Consider the following 14,991-nt stretch of genomic DNA (forward strand, 5'->3'; position numbering starts at 1 on the left):
TGTTCAGACAACCGCAGTGAGCCGCATGTTCAGAAAAATTCTTATCGCCAATCGCGGTGAAATCGCCTGCCGCATCATCCGCACCGCGCGGCGCATGGGGATTGCGACGGTCGCGGTCTATTCCGAGGCCGATCGTGACGCGCTGCATGCGCGGATGGCGGATGAGGCGGTCGCCATCGGTCCGGCGCCGGCTGCGCAATCTTATCTGTCAGTGGCAGCGATCATCGCCGCCTGCCAGGCGACCGGGGCTGAAGCTGTGCATCCGGGCTATGGTTTTCTGTCCGAGCGCGCGAGTTTCGTGGCAGCACTGAAGGCCGCCGGTATCGTCTTCATCGGCCCGCATGAAGCGGCGATCGCGGCCATGGGCGACAAGATCGAGTCCAAGAAGGCGGCAGCCGAGGCCGGGGTGCGGACCGTGCCCGGCTTTCTGGGCGTGATTGACAGCACGACACACGCCATCACCATTGCCGACGATGTCGGCTATCCGGTGATTATCAAGGCCTCGGCCGGCGGCGGCGGCAAGGGCATGCGCATTGCGCGGTCAAGCGATGAGGTGGCGGAAGGTTTTTCGCGTGCGCGGTCGGAAGCCCAGTCGGCGTTCGGCGATGGTCGCGTCTTCATCGAAAAATTCATCGAAAATCCGAGGCATATCGAAATTCAGGTGCTGGGTGACAGGCACGGGCATGTCATCCATCTGGGTGAACGGGAATGTTCCATTCAGCGCCGCCATCAGAAGGTGCTGGAAGAGGCGCCGTCCCCCTTGCTGGATGAGGCTACCCGCGCGGCGATGGGCGCGCAGGCCGTGGCCCTCGCGCGGGCCGTGGCCTATGATTCCGCAGGCACGGTGGAATTCGTCGTCTCGCAAGACCGCAGCTTCTATTTTCTGGAAATGAATACCCGGCTTCAGGTCGAGCATCCGGTGACTGAGCTGGTCACGGGGATCGACATCGTGGAGCAGATGATCCGCATCGCGTCCGGTGAGCGCTTAAGCATCGCCCAGGCGGATGTGCAGGTGAAGGGTTGGGCGGTGGAGGCGCGGATCTATGCCGAGGACCCGGCGCGGGGCTTCCAGCCTTCCACCGGGCGCGTCTTGCCGTTTCGGCCGCCGGCCGAGGCTGAGATCGACGGCGTGACGGTGCGGGTGGATAGCGGTCTGGTCGAAGGTGACAGCGTCACGGTCTATTACGATCCGATGGTCGCGAAATTGATCACCCATGCGCCGACGCGCGGCCAGGCGATCGACGCGCAGATCAGCGCCTTGGACCGTTTCGCGATTGGCGGGGTTCGCCACAATCTCGCGTTCCTCTCGACCCTGATGGCGCTGCCGCGCTGGCGGGAGGGACGGCTGTCGACTGGGCTGATCGCCGAAGAATTCGGCGAGACGGCGCAGGAGCGGCGGCCGGATGGGGCCCTTGCCAGGACCATCGTGGCGCTGGTCGCGGCGATGGAGCATCTGGCCGAGACGGCGCGTCATGCGCGGCCGGGCCGCACGGCGCTGACGGGACAGCGCGCGCGGGTGGTGGTGCTGGGCGGCGATGAGCGAGAGGCTTGGACGGTAACGACCGAAAGTGCCGAGGCCGACGGGGTGACTGTCATACTGGCAGATGGCGTTGCGCTGGTGTTGCAGAGCGCCTGGCAGGCCCCGGGGCCGATCTGGTCCGGGACCGTCGGTGGCGTGGTCCTAGATGCGCAGATCGACCGCACTGACGCGGGTTGGACCATCCGCCATGCCGGCACCGTCACCGCGGTCGCAGTCTGGGCACCGCTGGCCTGGGACCTGTGGCGCATCATGCCCAAACCCGCCGTCATGGATTCGGACCGTGTGCTGCGCGCGCCCATGCCAGGACTGCTGGTCAAGCTGCTGGTGCAGGCCGGAGATGAGGTCGTGGAAGATCAGCCCTTGGCTGTGATCGAAGCGATGAAGATGGAAACGATGCTGCGCAGCCGGGCGGCGGGCCGGGTGGTGGAGATCACGGCGCGACTGGGCGACATGCTGCCCGTTGATGCGCCAATTCTGCACATCGTATGAGGTGGCCGGGACATTGCCAGGCCGCGAGGCAGCCCCGGGATCAGCGTGCGGTCGTCTGTGACAGCAATCGCCTGAGATCCGCGGAGAGGAAGGGTTTCGCCAGCACCGGCCGGTCCTGATAGGCCTCCCCCAGCCCGGCCGCGCCATAGCCTGTCGCGAAAGCAAAAGGGATCGACCGCTTGATCAGGATATCGGCGACGGGGAAGGACCGGTGACCGTCCAGATTGACGTCGAGAATGGCCAGATCGATGTCGGCGCGTTCGGCGGCCGCCAGCGCTTCGGGCAGCCGCATGGCGAGTTCGACGACCTCATGACCAAGTTCGAGAAGCATGTCCTCGATCATGAAGGCAATGACCATCTCATCCTCGACGATCAGGATCTTCAAAATTCCCGCCTATCCCTGGGCCCAAAACGTGACCGGCGCCTCAATAAGGCAGCGCAGGCCAAGGGGATCGAATTGCAACGCGACCGTGCCGCCCAGTTCCCCCGCCAAACCCCGTTCGATCAATCGCGATCCGAACCCCCGCTGCAGGGGCAGGGTGACGGCCGGTCCGCCCTGCTCGCGCCATTCCATGGTCAGAGTCTCATGGGCAACGGTCCAGCTTATGGTGACGGTACCGGACTCATTGGACCAGGCGCCATGGGTCACCGCATTGATCGACAGCTCGTGCATGGCCATTGCCAAGGCGAGGGCCGTCTTGGGCGAGATGCGGAGGTCCGCACCCTGGATGACGCAGCGATCATCGGCCGGCTGATGCGGCCGGACGGCTTGCTCGATGGTGGATAATAGGGAGGCGCCGGCCCACCTTTCGCCCGTCAGCAGGTCATTGGCTTTCGCTAAAGCCACCAGCCTTGCAGCGAACTGTTCCTGCGCCTGAGGCAGATTGTGCGGAGAGCGGAAAGTGCGCATGGCCATGGCCTGCACCATGGCGAGCGTATTTTTGACGCGATGGTTCAGCTCGTTGACGACACGTGTGAGATGTTCGGTCGTGCGAATGCGCTCGGTGATGTCAGAGGCGGCGCCAAACCATTCGATCACCGCGCCATCCTCGTCGGTGACAGGTACAGCGCGGGAGAAGACCCAGCCGGTGGAGCCGTCAGCCCGGCGCACCCGATGTTCCTTCTGGAAAGGCTGCATGCGAGCGACGGCTTCACGGATCGCCGTCTGCACCGCCGCACGGTCCTCGGGCACGAGATAGTCGTCCATCCAGGCGATGCTGGGCTGATCGGTATCGACCATGTGGGACCGGCCATCCAGCTGCCGCAATTCCCGCCAATCCGGGCTGACACGATAGATCATATCCGATGACGCTGTGGTCAGCGCGCGGAAGCGCCGCTCACTTTCCAGGACGCGGCGCTGGGCCATCACCTTTTCGGTCGTTTCGACGACGATAGCAATAACACCGGCGGGTTTCCCCGTCTCATCCAGAACGGGCGAGTAATCGAGATCCATCCAGGCGGGTTCGAGCTGACCCCGGCGTTCGAGCGACAGTTCCAGGTTGCGGAAGGCCAAAGTGCCGCCGGACAGCCCGACGCGCATGACATTGTCGTTGAAATCGGCCACTTCCTGCCATCCTTCGCGGACCTTCGAGCCGAGAATTCCGGGGTGACGATTGCCGGCGAAAACCGCGTAGGCATCATTGTAAATCATGATGCCGTCCTCGCCCCATAACAGCACTATCGGCACGTCGGAGAGCAGCAGCAGTTCGGTCACGGTTTTGAGGCTTTGCGGCCAGTCCTGCAGCGGTCCGATCGGCGTCGTGCTCCAGTCGTACTCACGGATCATCTGACCTAACGGGCCGGCAACATGCGGAAACATCAGCTCTACGCTTTCCTGACCAACCTCAACCCAAAGCCCGGCTTGGGGCCTGATGCGACACGTGTTCAATCATGCCGGGATGGCAATGCCTAAACAGGTTGCGCTTGCCAAGATGTTACTGGGAAAAGAGGGCGCGAGGGCTTCGCGCCGAGACGCGTAAGGCAAACCCGTGCAATTCACGCATAGTTGATGGGTGAAAAGGCTTTTTCAGCGGTTCTTCCGGCTCGCACGATGCTGCGGCGCACAAAAAAACTTGCAAAACAACTCGCAGCGCCATACACAGGACGGGACGGCAACGGCGGTCCTTGATCGTGTTGCTGCTTTCTTGGACGTTTCCTCCCTAAACTTGGCGGCGCTTCGGCGCCGCCTTTTTTTCGTCCAGGGCGGGGACCTTAAACCACAGAGGCGCCGGTGCATCAAGCGCCAATACGTAATCCGTTTGATATACGCAAGACAGTTTAAAATTCGCAGTTACGAACATTCCTCTAGCGCTCCCATGGCCTCTCCGGGCTAATCGCCGGCCGAAGCCGGACAATCCGCCCGCGCCAAGCCAGGCGCCCGCACGGCGCGTCCCAGAACCAGGAAGACAACAATCGCCGTCACCAGGGTCACGCCCGTGAGGAGCAGCAGCAGCGAGGTGAAGGCGGCCGAATAGCTGTGCTGCAACGCAGCCAGGGAGACGCCGGGCAGACGATGTGCGCTGCCGGCCAGATCGCCGGTTGCAAGCCTTTGCGCGGCGGTGGCATCGGCGGTGGGCAGATGGGTTGCGGTCAAAGCGGATAGGATTGCGCTGACCACGGCCAGTGCCACGCCTTCGCCCGCGACCCGTGTTGTGCTGAAAATGCCGGTCGCCATGCCCGCGCGTTCCTTAGGCACGACGCTGACGGCCAAGCCGTCCATCAGACCCCAGGGCAGGCTGATGCCGAGGCCGATCGTGATCATCGGTGCCACGATCAGACCATGGGAAGCGCCCACCGGATATCGGCTTAGCCAGAACAGGCCAGCTGCGGCGATCAGTAGCCCAAGGCCGCAGATGGCGGCGGGGGACAGAAACCGCGTCAGCATGCCGGCCGCAATCGGCAGTATCAGCAAGGGTGCGGAAAGCGCGATCATGAGCTGTCCGGCGGCGATGACGCTCATGCCTTCGATACCGACGAAACGGATTGGCAGAAGGATCAGCAAGACCACGAAGGCATAGGCGGGTGCGGCGGCCAGCAGCTGCACCCCGACGAAACGCGGGTAGTGGAAGAGCGACAGGTCCAGCATGGGCCGAGCCACCTGCCGCTCCACCTGGCCGAAAACCACGAAGAGAAGGACAGCAGACGCCAGCAGGGCGACCACCCGGCCATCAGCCCAGCCGCGTTGTGGCGCCAAGAGGATGCCGAAGGTGAAAAGCGTCAAAGCCGCGGTGAAGGTCAGTGCGCCGGCCCAATCCAGCCCCTTCGCCGCCGGATCGCGGGATTCCCGCAGCACGCCGACGGCGAGGAGGAAACTCGGGCCGACAAGCGCGAGCCCAAGCACGAAGATGCTGCGCCAGCCGAAGGCGTCGATCATCATCGCGGCGGTGATCGGGCCGAGCGACAGGCCGACGCCGAAACTTGTGCCGACGATGCTGAAGGCGCGCGTGCGCGCAGGACCGTCGAATTCCTGTGCCAGCGCCGCCATGCCCCCGGCAAAGGCGGCCGCGGCCGCTAGCCCCTGGGCTGCCCGCAGCAGATCGAAGCAGAGGATACTGGGTGCTGCGATCAGCCCGAGTGAGATCATCGCGAAAGCCCCCGTGCCGATCAGGAAGATCCGTTTGCGGCCGTGATGGTCGGCGAGGCTGCCCGCGGTCATCAGCGCGCTGCCGAAGGTCAGCATGAAAGCATTGGTCACCCAGTTCAGGGCAATCGGGCTGCCGCCGAGCGCGCGGTGGATATCGGTCAGGGCCACGGCCGGGCCGGTAAAGGTCAGCGGCATGGCGGCGGCGGCGAGGCAGACCGCAAGCAATGCGACAGCTTTTTCGGCGCGCGATGGCGCGATGGCGGATACAGTCATGCGACCCCTGCTGGCTAAGACGTGGCGATAAGCCTTTCGGGACGCACGATAGTTTCGCTACAATCCTCCTGAAACAGGGTTTTTGTCCGAAGATTGCGGAAGGAAACGCTCGAATAGGAGGGTGAATGGACCGGCTCAGCGGCCTCGACGCTTTTGTCAGCACGGCCGATCTCGGCAGTTTCGCGGCCGCCGGACGGGTGCTCGGCCTGTCTGCTTCCGCTGTCGGCAAGGCGGTGAGCAAGCTGGAGGCGGCATTGGGTGCGAGGCTGTTCCAACGCTCGACCCGGAGCATTCGCCTGACCGAAGAGGGGCGCATGTTTCATGAGCGGTGCCGGCGCATTCTGGACGATCTGGATGACGCCGAAGCCGCGCTGGCCCGCGCGCTTGAGGCGCCGCGCGGCCGGCTGCGCCTGAGCGTGCCTTTGGTGAGCTATCATCTCATACTGCCGCTGCTGCCCGATTTCGTGGCGCGCTATCCAGAGATTGAGCTTGACCTAGACTTCAACGATCGCATCGTCGATTTGATCGACGAAGGCATCGATGTGGCCATGCGGAGCGGAGACCTGCCCGACTCTCGCCTCATGGTGCGCGCGCTGAGGCCCTTCCAGATGCTGCTTTGTGCCGCGCCCGCCTATCTGCAGCGGCACGGCGTGCCGGAAACGCCGCGCGACCTCGACGGCCATCTGGCCGTGCGCTTCCGTTTTCCCAATAGCGGCAAATTGCAGGAATGGCCTTTGGCGCTGCCGCAAGGCATGGCCGAGCCACGGACGCGCACCATCATCACCTGCAACAATATGGAGGCGCTGCGGCATGCGGTGATCGGCGGTCTGGGCATCGGCTGCATGCCGGAATTTCTGCTGCAGGAGCCGCGGGCGCATGGCGCGCTGCAGACCATCCTGATGGCGCATATGGACGCGCCGGGAAAGTTCAGCCTGCTATGGCCCTCAAGCCGCAATCTCTCCCCGAAGATTCGGGTCCTGGTCGATTTTCTGAGCGAGCGGCTGTTTGCGACACAATGAGAAATCGCGCCCGAGGCGCGGCCATCTAATGCAGTCCGCGCGTGAGGCCCGAGACCAGATAGCGGTGAAGCACCAGGGCCGCTGCGATGATCGGGATGGTGCTGATATGGGCCATGGCCCCCAGACTGCCCCAGCCGCTGGTGGTATTGCCGCCGAAGGCCGTCAGCAGTGCCACCGATAGCGGCCGCGTCTCCGTCCGCGTCAGAAAGGCCGGGTTAAGAAAGTCATTCCATGCGAACATCATGCAGAGCAGGGCCGCGGCGATGACCGATGTCTGCACAAGTGGCAGGGCGACGCGCCAGAAGGCGCCGAAGGCCGTGCAGCCGTCGAGGATCGCGGCGTCCTCGACCTCGCGCGGGACGGCGCGAAAGGCCGAAAACATCATCCAGACGACAAAGGCCGTACTGAGCGTGGCATTCATCAGGATGACCGCCCACCAGGTGCCGAGCAGCCCCAGCTTCTGCATGAACAGATAGAAGGGGATGAGGGTCACGACCGTCGGCACGCCGCGGATGGCGAGCAGGGCATAGGCGATGCCGATGGCGGCGCGGCTGCGTGTGCGGGCGAGCGCATAGCTGCATGGAATGCCCAGGAGCAGCGATAGCAGGGTGGAGCCAAGGCTGAGCACAACGCTGCTCAGCGTCAGTCTGGGCAGATCGAAATTCGCGGCGATGGCTGCGAAGTTGCTGAAAGTGGGCCTGAACCACAGGGTCGGCGGGGTCGCCTGGATGGCCCGCGACGGTTCATAGGCGGTCATGATCAGCCAGAGGACGGGTGCCAGAAAAAGCGCCAGCGCCAGCATCAGGGCCGACCGCTGTGCGAGCATGGCGGGCCGGCGGTTCATGACGGGTTGAACCGCCGGCCGAGACCGCGCAGGGCGAGGATGATAGCGCCCGCCATGACGGCAATCGCGAAGGTCATCAGAATGGCAATGGCCGCGCCGTAGCCGATATCAAAGAACTGCAACCCCTGCTTGACGGCGGCCAGCATCAGCAGGTTTGTGCTGTCGCCGGGTCCGCCGCCCGTTGCGGCGAAGACGATGTCATAGGTACGGAAGACGTCCGTGACGCGCAGAACCAGGACCAGAAACACGGAGGGCAGCATCATCGGCAGGATGATGCGGCGCAGACGGGCGACCGGCGCGGCGCCGTCTATCGCGGCCGCGTCCAGAATCTCGGCGGGCAGCGATTTCAAGCCGGCCAGCAGGATGAGCGCGACGAGCGGCGTCCATTCCCAGACATCGACAGCCATCATCGTCACCAGCGCCGTCCGCGTATCCCCCAGCAGTCCCTGCGGGGGTGCGAGATGCGCCCAGGTCAGCCAATAGCCGATGAGACCGAAACTCGGGTCCAGCAGCGCGCGGAAGATCAGCCCGACGACGATGGGAGTGACGGTGATCGGTACCAGCATGAGGATGGTGGCAATCCGGTTGAAGCGGCTGTCGGCCCAGAGCAGCAGGGCGAGACAGAGGCCGAGTGCCAGCTCCATGGCGACGCAGGCGGCGGTGAAGATAAGCGTCACGGCCAGCGAATGGCGGATCGCAGGATCGTTCAAAGCATCCGTGTAGTTGCGGAGTCCGATGAAGCGATGCAGCCAGGGCTGCATGAGGTTCATCTGGAACAGGCTGAAACCGGCGCCGCGCAGGATCGGATAGACCGCAAAGATCGTGACATGGATGAGGGCGGGCGCCGCCATCAGACAAAGGAAGACGGCGCGTCGGCGCGATAGGGACAAGGCGCGCCTAGAAATATCGCTGTACCTGGGTCTGAGCGGCGGCGAGTGCGGCCGCGGGCGTCATGGCGCCGACCAGGGCGGAATTGACGGCGGTGCCCAGAATATCCTGGATTTCCGGGTATTGCGGCACACGCGGCCGGAAATCCGCGTCGCCATGGGTGAAGCTTTCGTCGATCACCGACAGAAACGGATATTTCCGGTTGAGGGACGCATCCCGCAGCTCACTCCGCCGCAGGAAACTGCAGGCATTGAGCTGATTGAGTGCGATATGGATCTCAGGACTGGTGATCCATTTGATATAGGTCCAGGCGGCTTGCTTGCGCTTGTCATCGATATCCGCGTTGATGGCGATCCCCCAACCGCCGATGCCGTAGCGCGGCGCCATGCCGGCGGCGGTCGGTGTCACCATGAGTGCGGCACTTTCCGTCACCTTCGATTGTGCGGGATCGAAATAGCCGAGCGCGCCGACCGACCAGGTTTGCATATTGGCAGCCAAGCCGCTGCGGAAGCTCGCTTCCCGCCCGTCCCAATCCCAGTTGACGGCACCCGGCGGGGCGGCCTTCTGGAACAGGTCGCGATAGGTCTGCAGGCTTTGCACATTCAACGGCGCGTTCAGGGTTGGCTGACCGTTACTCACCAGGACGCCGCCGATCTCGGCCAGATACTGCATCCAATCCTGAGCGCAGGCCGCGCCCTTCTGGCCGTTAGCGACCCAACCATATTGGTTGCGGGACTTATCGGTCAGTGTATAGGCATTCGTGACCAGTGCCTGCATGGTCTGTGGCGGCTGCAATTTCGCGGCCGCGTAGAGGTCTTTGCGATAGGCCAGCACATTGGCGTAGCCCGCAAGCGGAAAGGCGACCTGTTTGCCTTTGTAGTTGCCGAGAGCAGTGAAGAGCACGGGATAGATGTCGTCGAGCTTCATCTCCACCGCGTCGCGCGTCATCCAGTCATTCAGCGGCACGGTATAGCCGGCTTCGGCGAATTGCGGCGCCCAGACGTTATCGGTGGTCGCCAGATCATAGCCCTTGGTATGGCCCACGTAATCGGTCGTGAGTTTCGTCTGCAATTCGCCGTAGCCCAGAATATCGACGATGACGGTGATGCCGGTTTCCTGGCGGAAGCGCTCGCTGAGCGTCTTGAGGCCGGGTGAATACTGATCATTGACGCTGGCGAGATGCAGCACCATGCCGTCGAAGGGCTTGCTTTGGCTGCGGCCCGGGCTGCTCCAGGCCAAGGTCGCTGCCGTGCCCAGGCCCGCGGCCAAGAGGGATCTGCGCTTCATCGCCATACTCCATGGGGCCTGCCTCAGCGCCTTCAGCCTAAGCCAGGCTGAAACGATACCGCAAGGTTGAAACCCGCTCGTTTGGCGCGCATTCTGCGGCCATGGACGCAAGCTTGCACAGATTGAAGGCAGAGGGACGCCAAGACAGCGCGGAATTTCCGCTATTCCTGGCCAACCATCTGCCCATGATCCTGATTGCACTCGATCACCTCGGTGCGCCCCCGACGCGTCTGGCGGCGTTTGCGCAAACCTACCGTATGGGGAATGGGCTGGTGCCCTGCCCAACGGCCGCGACCGCACTCACGGCCGAGACCTGGGAGTCCGCGCTGGGTGCGCGCGATCAGGAAGGGGCACTGCGCGCCTATTTCGGGCAGGAAGTGGGGCGCCTTGGCGGTGCAGCGGCAATCGCGACCTATCTGCCCCGCCTGGCGCCGGGGGTTGCGGGCAGCGCCTTTCATCCGCTGATGCGTCTGGCCTATGCCGTGATGGAGAGGGACGCGGCGGAGACGGGCGTGGCCCTCGGCTATTGGGCCGCGACCTATCTGACCCTGGACCGGGAAAGCGGCGCGGCTGGCGTGACCGCCGATCCGGCCGAGGTTCTGGTGCGCGCGGCCAGGATTGCGGGCCTGACGGAGGCCGCACCGGAAAGCGACCTTGTGTGGCATCACATGCGGGCCGTCGCGCGCATGCCGGGCTTTGCCGGGGTCGCAGATTGGCTGATCATCCGCGAGGATACGCTGGACCGTATGGCCGCAGCGGCTCTCGTGCTGTACGCCGAGACGATGAGTTTTGAAGCGCTGCATGCTTTGACCGGCTGCCATTGGCTGCGCAAGCTGGGCCCCGTTCTATCGGACCCGTCACCCTTGCTGCGGCATTTCTGGGTGGGTATCGCGGCGCTGATGCCCAAGATGGGCTTTCCCACCCTTCCGCGTGACGCGCAGATTGCCGTGTGGCGAAGCCTGTCAGCGCCGGACTGGATCGAGATAAAACATGCGGCCGTCGCGTCCGATGACGAGCATGACATCAGCCTGTGTTTTTCGGCTTTTGAGGAATATCAGCGGACGGGCGACCTTTTGTACCGGGTCGTTGCTGCCCGCCGCCTGGGATTGATGGAATGACGATGCTGAGTGGCCTGGCCAATGCCCGTCTGGCCGATGGGCGGCTGGTGGATATTGCCTTTGCCGATGGCCGGATCACAGGGATCGATGCCGCAGCCGGTGCCGCGCCGGCATCAGGTCAGCGCGATCTGGCGGGCCAGCTGGTGTTGCCGGCTTTCGTCGACGGCCACGTGCATCTCGACAAATCTCTGCTCGGCCTGCCCTGGCAGCCGCACCGGCCGGGCGGCTCCGTCGCTGACCGCATCGTCATCGAAAAGGCGCTGCTCAGCACTCTGTCGGTATCGGTGGAGGAACGGGCGCAGACGCTGATCGCCCAACTGTCACGGCATGGCACCACCAGCCTGCGCAGCCATGTCGATATCGATACTGACTGGGGCCTGTCGAATCTGCAGGCAATTATGCAGGTGCGCGACGCTATGCGCGACATCATGGATATCCAGATCGTTGCTTTTCCACAGAATGGCATTCTGCGCGATCCCGGAACGGCGGCATTGCTGGATGCTGCGGTGTCTGAAGGGGCCGATCTGATCGGCGGGCTTGACCCCGCCGGCATTGACGGGGACATCGGCGGCCATCTCGACGTCGTTTTCGGCATCGCCGAGCGCCGGGGTGTGGGCGTCGACATCCATTTGCATGACGGCGGTGCGCTCGGCTGTTTCGAATTGCGCGCCATCGCTGCGCGCACCATCGCCGCCGGGTTGCAGGGCCGCGTCGCCGTCTCGCATGCTTTTGCGTTGGGGTACGGTGACGATGCGGATGTCGGTGTCACCATCGACGCGCTGTCGCGGGCCGGGATTGCGATCATGACCAATGAACCAGGGCCTGTGCCAATGCCGCCCGTGGCGCGCCTGCGCGCGGCGGGTGTGACGGTCTTTGTGGGCAGCGACAATATCCGCGATGCCTGGTCACCTTACGGCAATGGTGACCTGCTGGAGCGGGCGATGCTGGTGGGCTATCGCCAGGGTATGATGAGCGATACGGCCCTGTGTGACGCGGTCAGTCTGGTAACGGAAGCGCCGGCGCGGGTGCTGGGCGTGGACGAAGACTATGGTCTGCATATTGGCGCCCGGGCGGATATCGTTGCCTTGCAGGCGGGATCGGTGCCCGAGGCGCTGGTCACCCGGCCGGGCGGCCGCGTAGTCATCAAACGCGGTCGTGTCGTCAGCCAGGATTAGGCTTGGCTCAGCCAGCCGAAGGCAATAGCCACAAAATTTCCGTGGCAAGACAATTGCGCATAAATAACGGTATTGGTAATTGAGGATCGGGTCGTAACGATCCCGGTTGTCTCGCAATAAAAAATAAGATTAACATCCGCGGACAGGAGCGATATCGCCGTGGCTGGGGCCAATCAGCCCCGGCGGCGGCCAACACGCACGGGCCCGTCTGAAGGCACCGGCACAACAGGGAAACGACCATGACCGATGACTGCATCGAGCAGGGATCTGCGCGCCGTCGCTTTCTACAACTTGCAGGATTATCCGCCGGCGCCGCCAGTCTGGCGGTCGCGGCCATGCACGCGACCCCGGCCTTGGCGGAAGCGGCCGGGCGGTCCGGCAAGCCGCTGAAGGCGGCCTTCTCCAATGCCGGCCTGCAGGCGACCTGGTGCGCCCAGGGCAAGCGCGCCGCGGAATATTGGGGCAAGCTGTTCAATGTCGAGGTCACCTGGTTCGACGGGGAACTGTCCGCCCCGAAGCAGCGCGCCGCGGTCGACAATATGGCGTCCGAGAAATGGGATTTCGTCGCGATTCAGGCGTTTGGCATTGGCACGCTGACGGCGCCGGTGAACCGCATGATCGACGCCGGCATTCCGGTGATCGACATGGATACGCTGATCGCGCCCCTGGCCACGCTCAACGTTCATAGCTTCATCGCCCCGGACAATGAATTCATGGGCGCGTCGGTGACCCAGGCGCTGGTGAGCGCCATCAATGGCGAAGGCAATATCGTGATGACGCAGGGCGCGCTCGGCCATACCGGCGCGCAGGGACGGGCGCGCGGCTTCCGCTCAGTGATCAAGAACTATCCGAAGATCCAGGTGCTGGACACGCAGCCGGGCGATTGGGACGTGACCAAGGTCGCCCGCATCTGGGAGACGCTGCTCAACAAATATCCCAAGATTGACGCAGCCTATTTCCACAATGATGACATGGCGCTGGCCGCCTATAACGTCATGAAGGCGCATGGCCGTACCGGCATCAAAATTGGTGGCTGCGACGCGATGCCGCCGGCGCTGGTCGCGATCGAAGACGGGCGGATGACGGCGACGGTGCGCAACCCGTCCTGCCGCATTCATGCCGGGGCGCTGATCGCGGGGGTTGCGGCCGTCGTGGATGGTCAGAAGACCGGACCGGGCGGCATTCCCAAGAACATCATCGCCGACGGGCCTGTCGTCACCCAGGCCAATGCGCCCGGCTTGTTGTGGATGGAGGATCAGTTCCTGATCTGAGGTGGGCCGGGCCATGTCCGCCCTTCTGCAGCTACGCGGCGTCTCCAAGGCGTTTGGCGGCGCAATCGCGCTGCGGGAGATCGACTTCACGCTTGGCGCCGGGGAAATTCACGGCCTTGTCGGCGAGAATGGCGCCGGCAAGTCCACCCTGATGAAGATCATCGCGGGTGTGCACACGAACTATGGCGGCGTGATGGAACTGGAGGGCAAGCCGGTTCATTTCTCGTCGCCCGCCGCCGCCCTCGCGGCCGGCATTGGCATGGTGCATCAGGAATTGTCGGCGGTGCGCAATCTGACGATCGCCGAGAATGTCTTTCTCGGCGTGCAGCCGCTTAATCGGTTCGGTCTGGTCGATTGGCCGGCGATGATGCGAGACGCGCGAACCTTGCTTGACGGTCTTGGCATCGATGTCGATCCGCGCGCGCTCATGGGGTCGATTTCGCTTGGCACGCAGCAATTGGTGGAGCTTGCCCGCGTGCTGTTTTCGGGCGCGCGCATCATCATCCTGGATGAACCGACCTCGGCCCTGTCGCCGCCGGAAACGCAGCGCCTGTTCACGGTGCTGCGCCGCCTGCGGGCGGAGGGGCGCAGCCTCATTTTCATCTCGCACTTCCTGGATGACGTGCTTGATATCTGCGACCGGGTCACGGTGTTTCGCAATGGCGGCAAGGTGGCTGACGCCGATACGGGTGATATCGACAAGTCCTGGCTGATCCGCCAGATGATCGGTCATACCCATGGCGAGCTGGAGGAAAGCTATACCGGTGCGCTGTATCTAGACAGCAAGCCTGATGCTGCCGTCATACTGCGCGCCGAGGCGCTGAGCCAGGACGCGGCCTTCGCCGAGGTTTCGTTCGATATCCGCGCCGGGGAGGTTCTGGGCATCTACGGCTATCTCGGCTCTGGCCAGCTTGATTTGCCGCGTAGCCTGTTCGGCAAGCAGCCGCTGCAGAGCGGTCGTGTCAGTATCGATGGCCGGCTTGTCCGGCTGACCAGCACAGCCCGCGCGCGGGCGGCGGGGCTTGCTTTCGTGCCGGAAAGCCGCCGGCTCATGCTCTTCGCCGAGGAGCCGGTCTATAAGAACATGACCATCAGCATTCTGGATCGCATCGGCCGCTGGCTGCTGCATCCGGGGGCCGAGCGCGGCATCGCGCAGGGCCATATCGGCAGTCTGCATATAAGGCCGCCGAGCACCGAGCGGCCGCTCGGCGCGCTGTCGGGCGGCAATCAGCAGAAGGTGGCGTTGGCACGCTGGCTGACCCATTTGCCGCGCGTGCTGATGCTGAGCGAGCCGACGCGCGGCATGGATGTGGGCGCCAAGGAAGATGTCGTTCATATCGTGCGGGGGTTGAAGGCGCAGGGTATCGGCATTCTCGTCGTCTCGACCGAGCCGGAGACGGTGCTGTCGATGGCCGACCGCATTCTGGTGATGAAGAAGGGCCGCATCGTGCATGAATTTGCGGGCGAAGCCATCAGCAAGGACCGCCTTCTCGCGGCCGCCTAA

At 63.9% G+C, this 14,991-nt stretch carries 12 protein-coding genes; 6 read left to right on the plus strand and 6 right to left on the minus strand.

Going from position 1 to position 14,991, the window contains the following annotated elements; genetic code table 11:
- The first annotated feature begins 25 nt into the window (after positions 1-25).
- Positions 26-2,029 carry an acetyl/propionyl/methylcrotonyl-CoA carboxylase subunit alpha gene (locus AC3G7M_RS19370; protein ID WP_489216984.1) on the plus strand — a complete coding sequence of 668 codons (2,004 nt, stop codon included), beginning with the start codon at positions 26-28 and terminating at the stop codon, positions 2,027-2,029.
- 40 nt (positions 2,030-2,069) lie between these two features.
- Here AC3G7M_RS19370 and AC3G7M_RS19375 read toward each other — a convergent pair whose 3' ends face one another.
- The 3 genes from AC3G7M_RS19375 to AC3G7M_RS19385 all read right to left on the minus strand — a co-directional run bounded on the left by AC3G7M_RS19375 (position 2,070) and on the right by AC3G7M_RS19385 (position 5,885).
- Complete coding sequence (locus tag AC3G7M_RS19375) at positions 2,070-2,414, minus strand: response regulator (protein WP_489216986.1); 345 nt, start codon at positions 2,412-2,414, stop codon at positions 2,070-2,072.
- 9 nt (positions 2,415-2,423) lie between these two features.
- Positions 2,424-3,815, minus strand: a complete 1,392-nt coding sequence (locus AC3G7M_RS19380) for a sensor histidine kinase (RefSeq protein ID WP_489216987.1) — start codon at positions 3,813-3,815, stop codon at positions 2,424-2,426.
- Positions 3,816-4,358: 543 nt separating this feature from the next.
- Positions 4,359-5,885, minus strand: coding sequence for an MFS transporter (locus tag AC3G7M_RS19385; protein ID WP_489216989.1), 1,527 nt, complete (start codon positions 5,883-5,885; stop codon positions 4,359-4,361).
- A 125-nt stretch (positions 5,886-6,010) separates the two neighbouring features.
- Here AC3G7M_RS19385 and AC3G7M_RS19390 point away from each other — a divergent pair, with 125 nt between their 5' ends.
- Positions 6,011-6,904 (plus strand): LysR family transcriptional regulator, encoded by an 894-nt coding sequence (locus AC3G7M_RS19390; protein ID WP_489216990.1) that lies wholly within the window; start codon positions 6,011-6,013, stop codon positions 6,902-6,904.
- Positions 6,905-6,929: 25 nt separating this feature from the next.
- Here the strand turns inward: AC3G7M_RS19390 and AC3G7M_RS19395 are convergent, their stop codons facing one another.
- Genes AC3G7M_RS19395 through AC3G7M_RS19405 form a run of 3 tightly spaced genes read right to left on the minus strand, consistent with a single transcriptional unit; the run spans position 6,930 to position 9,923 of the window.
- Positions 6,930-7,748 (minus strand): carbohydrate ABC transporter permease, encoded by an 819-nt coding sequence (locus AC3G7M_RS19395; protein WP_489216992.1) that lies wholly within the window; start codon positions 7,746-7,748, stop codon positions 6,930-6,932.
- A complete protein-coding gene (locus tag AC3G7M_RS19400; RefSeq protein ID WP_489216994.1) occupies positions 7,745-8,638 on the minus strand; it encodes a carbohydrate ABC transporter permease in 894 nt (297 codons plus the stop codon). The genes AC3G7M_RS19395 and AC3G7M_RS19400 overlap by 4 nt, the downstream gene beginning before the upstream one ends.
- Before the next feature lie 7 nt (positions 8,639-8,645).
- Positions 8,646-9,923: an ABC transporter substrate-binding protein gene (locus AC3G7M_RS19405; RefSeq protein WP_489216996.1), complete on the minus strand. Its 1,278-nt coding sequence runs from the start codon at positions 9,921-9,923 to the stop codon at positions 8,646-8,648.
- Positions 9,924-10,036: 113 nt separating this feature from the next.
- Here AC3G7M_RS19405 and AC3G7M_RS19410 point away from each other — a divergent pair, with 113 nt between their 5' ends.
- From AC3G7M_RS19410 to AC3G7M_RS19425, 4 genes are all read left to right on the plus strand, one after another.
- A complete protein-coding gene (locus tag AC3G7M_RS19410) occupies positions 10,037-11,041 on the plus strand; it encodes a questin oxidase family protein (protein WP_489216998.1) in 1,005 nt (334 codons plus the stop codon).
- A complete protein-coding gene (locus tag AC3G7M_RS19415; RefSeq protein WP_489217000.1) occupies positions 11,038-12,216 on the plus strand; it encodes an amidohydrolase family protein in 1,179 nt (392 codons plus the stop codon). The genes AC3G7M_RS19410 and AC3G7M_RS19415 overlap by 4 nt, the downstream gene beginning before the upstream one ends.
- 239 nt (positions 12,217-12,455) lie before the next feature.
- Positions 12,456-13,487, plus strand: coding sequence for a sugar ABC transporter substrate-binding protein (locus AC3G7M_RS19420; RefSeq protein WP_489217002.1), 1,032 nt, complete (start codon positions 12,456-12,458; stop codon positions 13,485-13,487).
- Positions 13,488-13,500: 13 nt separating this feature from the next.
- Positions 13,501-14,991, plus strand: coding sequence for a sugar ABC transporter ATP-binding protein (locus AC3G7M_RS19425; protein WP_489217004.1), 1,491 nt, complete (start codon positions 13,501-13,503; stop codon positions 14,989-14,991).

Source organism: Acidisoma sibiricum (genome assembly GCF_057837225.1).

Bases quoted from the DNA above. Each gene is read 5' to 3' on its own strand.
- AC3G7M_RS19390 (WP_489216990.1), top strand. From the start codon at position 6,011: ATGGACCGGCTCAGCGGCCTCGACGCTTTTGTCAGCACGGCCGATCTC.
- AC3G7M_RS19405 (WP_489216996.1), bottom strand. From the start codon at position 9,923: ATGAAGCGCAGATCCCTCTTGGCCGCGGGCCTGGGCACGGCAGCGACC.
- AC3G7M_RS19425 (WP_489217004.1), top strand. From the start codon at position 13,501: ATGTCCGCCCTTCTGCAGCTACGCGGCGTCTCCAAGGCGTTTGGCGGC.
- AC3G7M_RS19380 (WP_489216987.1), bottom strand. From the start codon at position 3,815: ATGATCCGTGAGTACGACTGGAGCACGACGCCGATCGGACCGCTGCAG.
- AC3G7M_RS19420 (WP_489217002.1), top strand. From the start codon at position 12,456: ATGACCGATGACTGCATCGAGCAGGGATCTGCGCGCCGTCGCTTTCTA.
- AC3G7M_RS19370 (WP_489216984.1), top strand. From the start codon at position 26: ATGTTCAGAAAAATTCTTATCGCCAATCGCGGTGAAATCGCCTGCCGC.
- AC3G7M_RS19395 (WP_489216992.1), bottom strand. From the start codon at position 7,748: ATGAACCGCCGGCCCGCCATGCTCGCACAGCGGTCGGCCCTGATGCTG.
- AC3G7M_RS19385 (WP_489216989.1), bottom strand. From the start codon at position 5,885: ATGACTGTATCCGCCATCGCGCCATCGCGCGCCGAAAAAGCTGTCGCA.
- AC3G7M_RS19415 (WP_489217000.1), top strand. From the start codon at position 11,038: ATGACGATGCTGAGTGGCCTGGCCAATGCCCGTCTGGCCGATGGGCGG.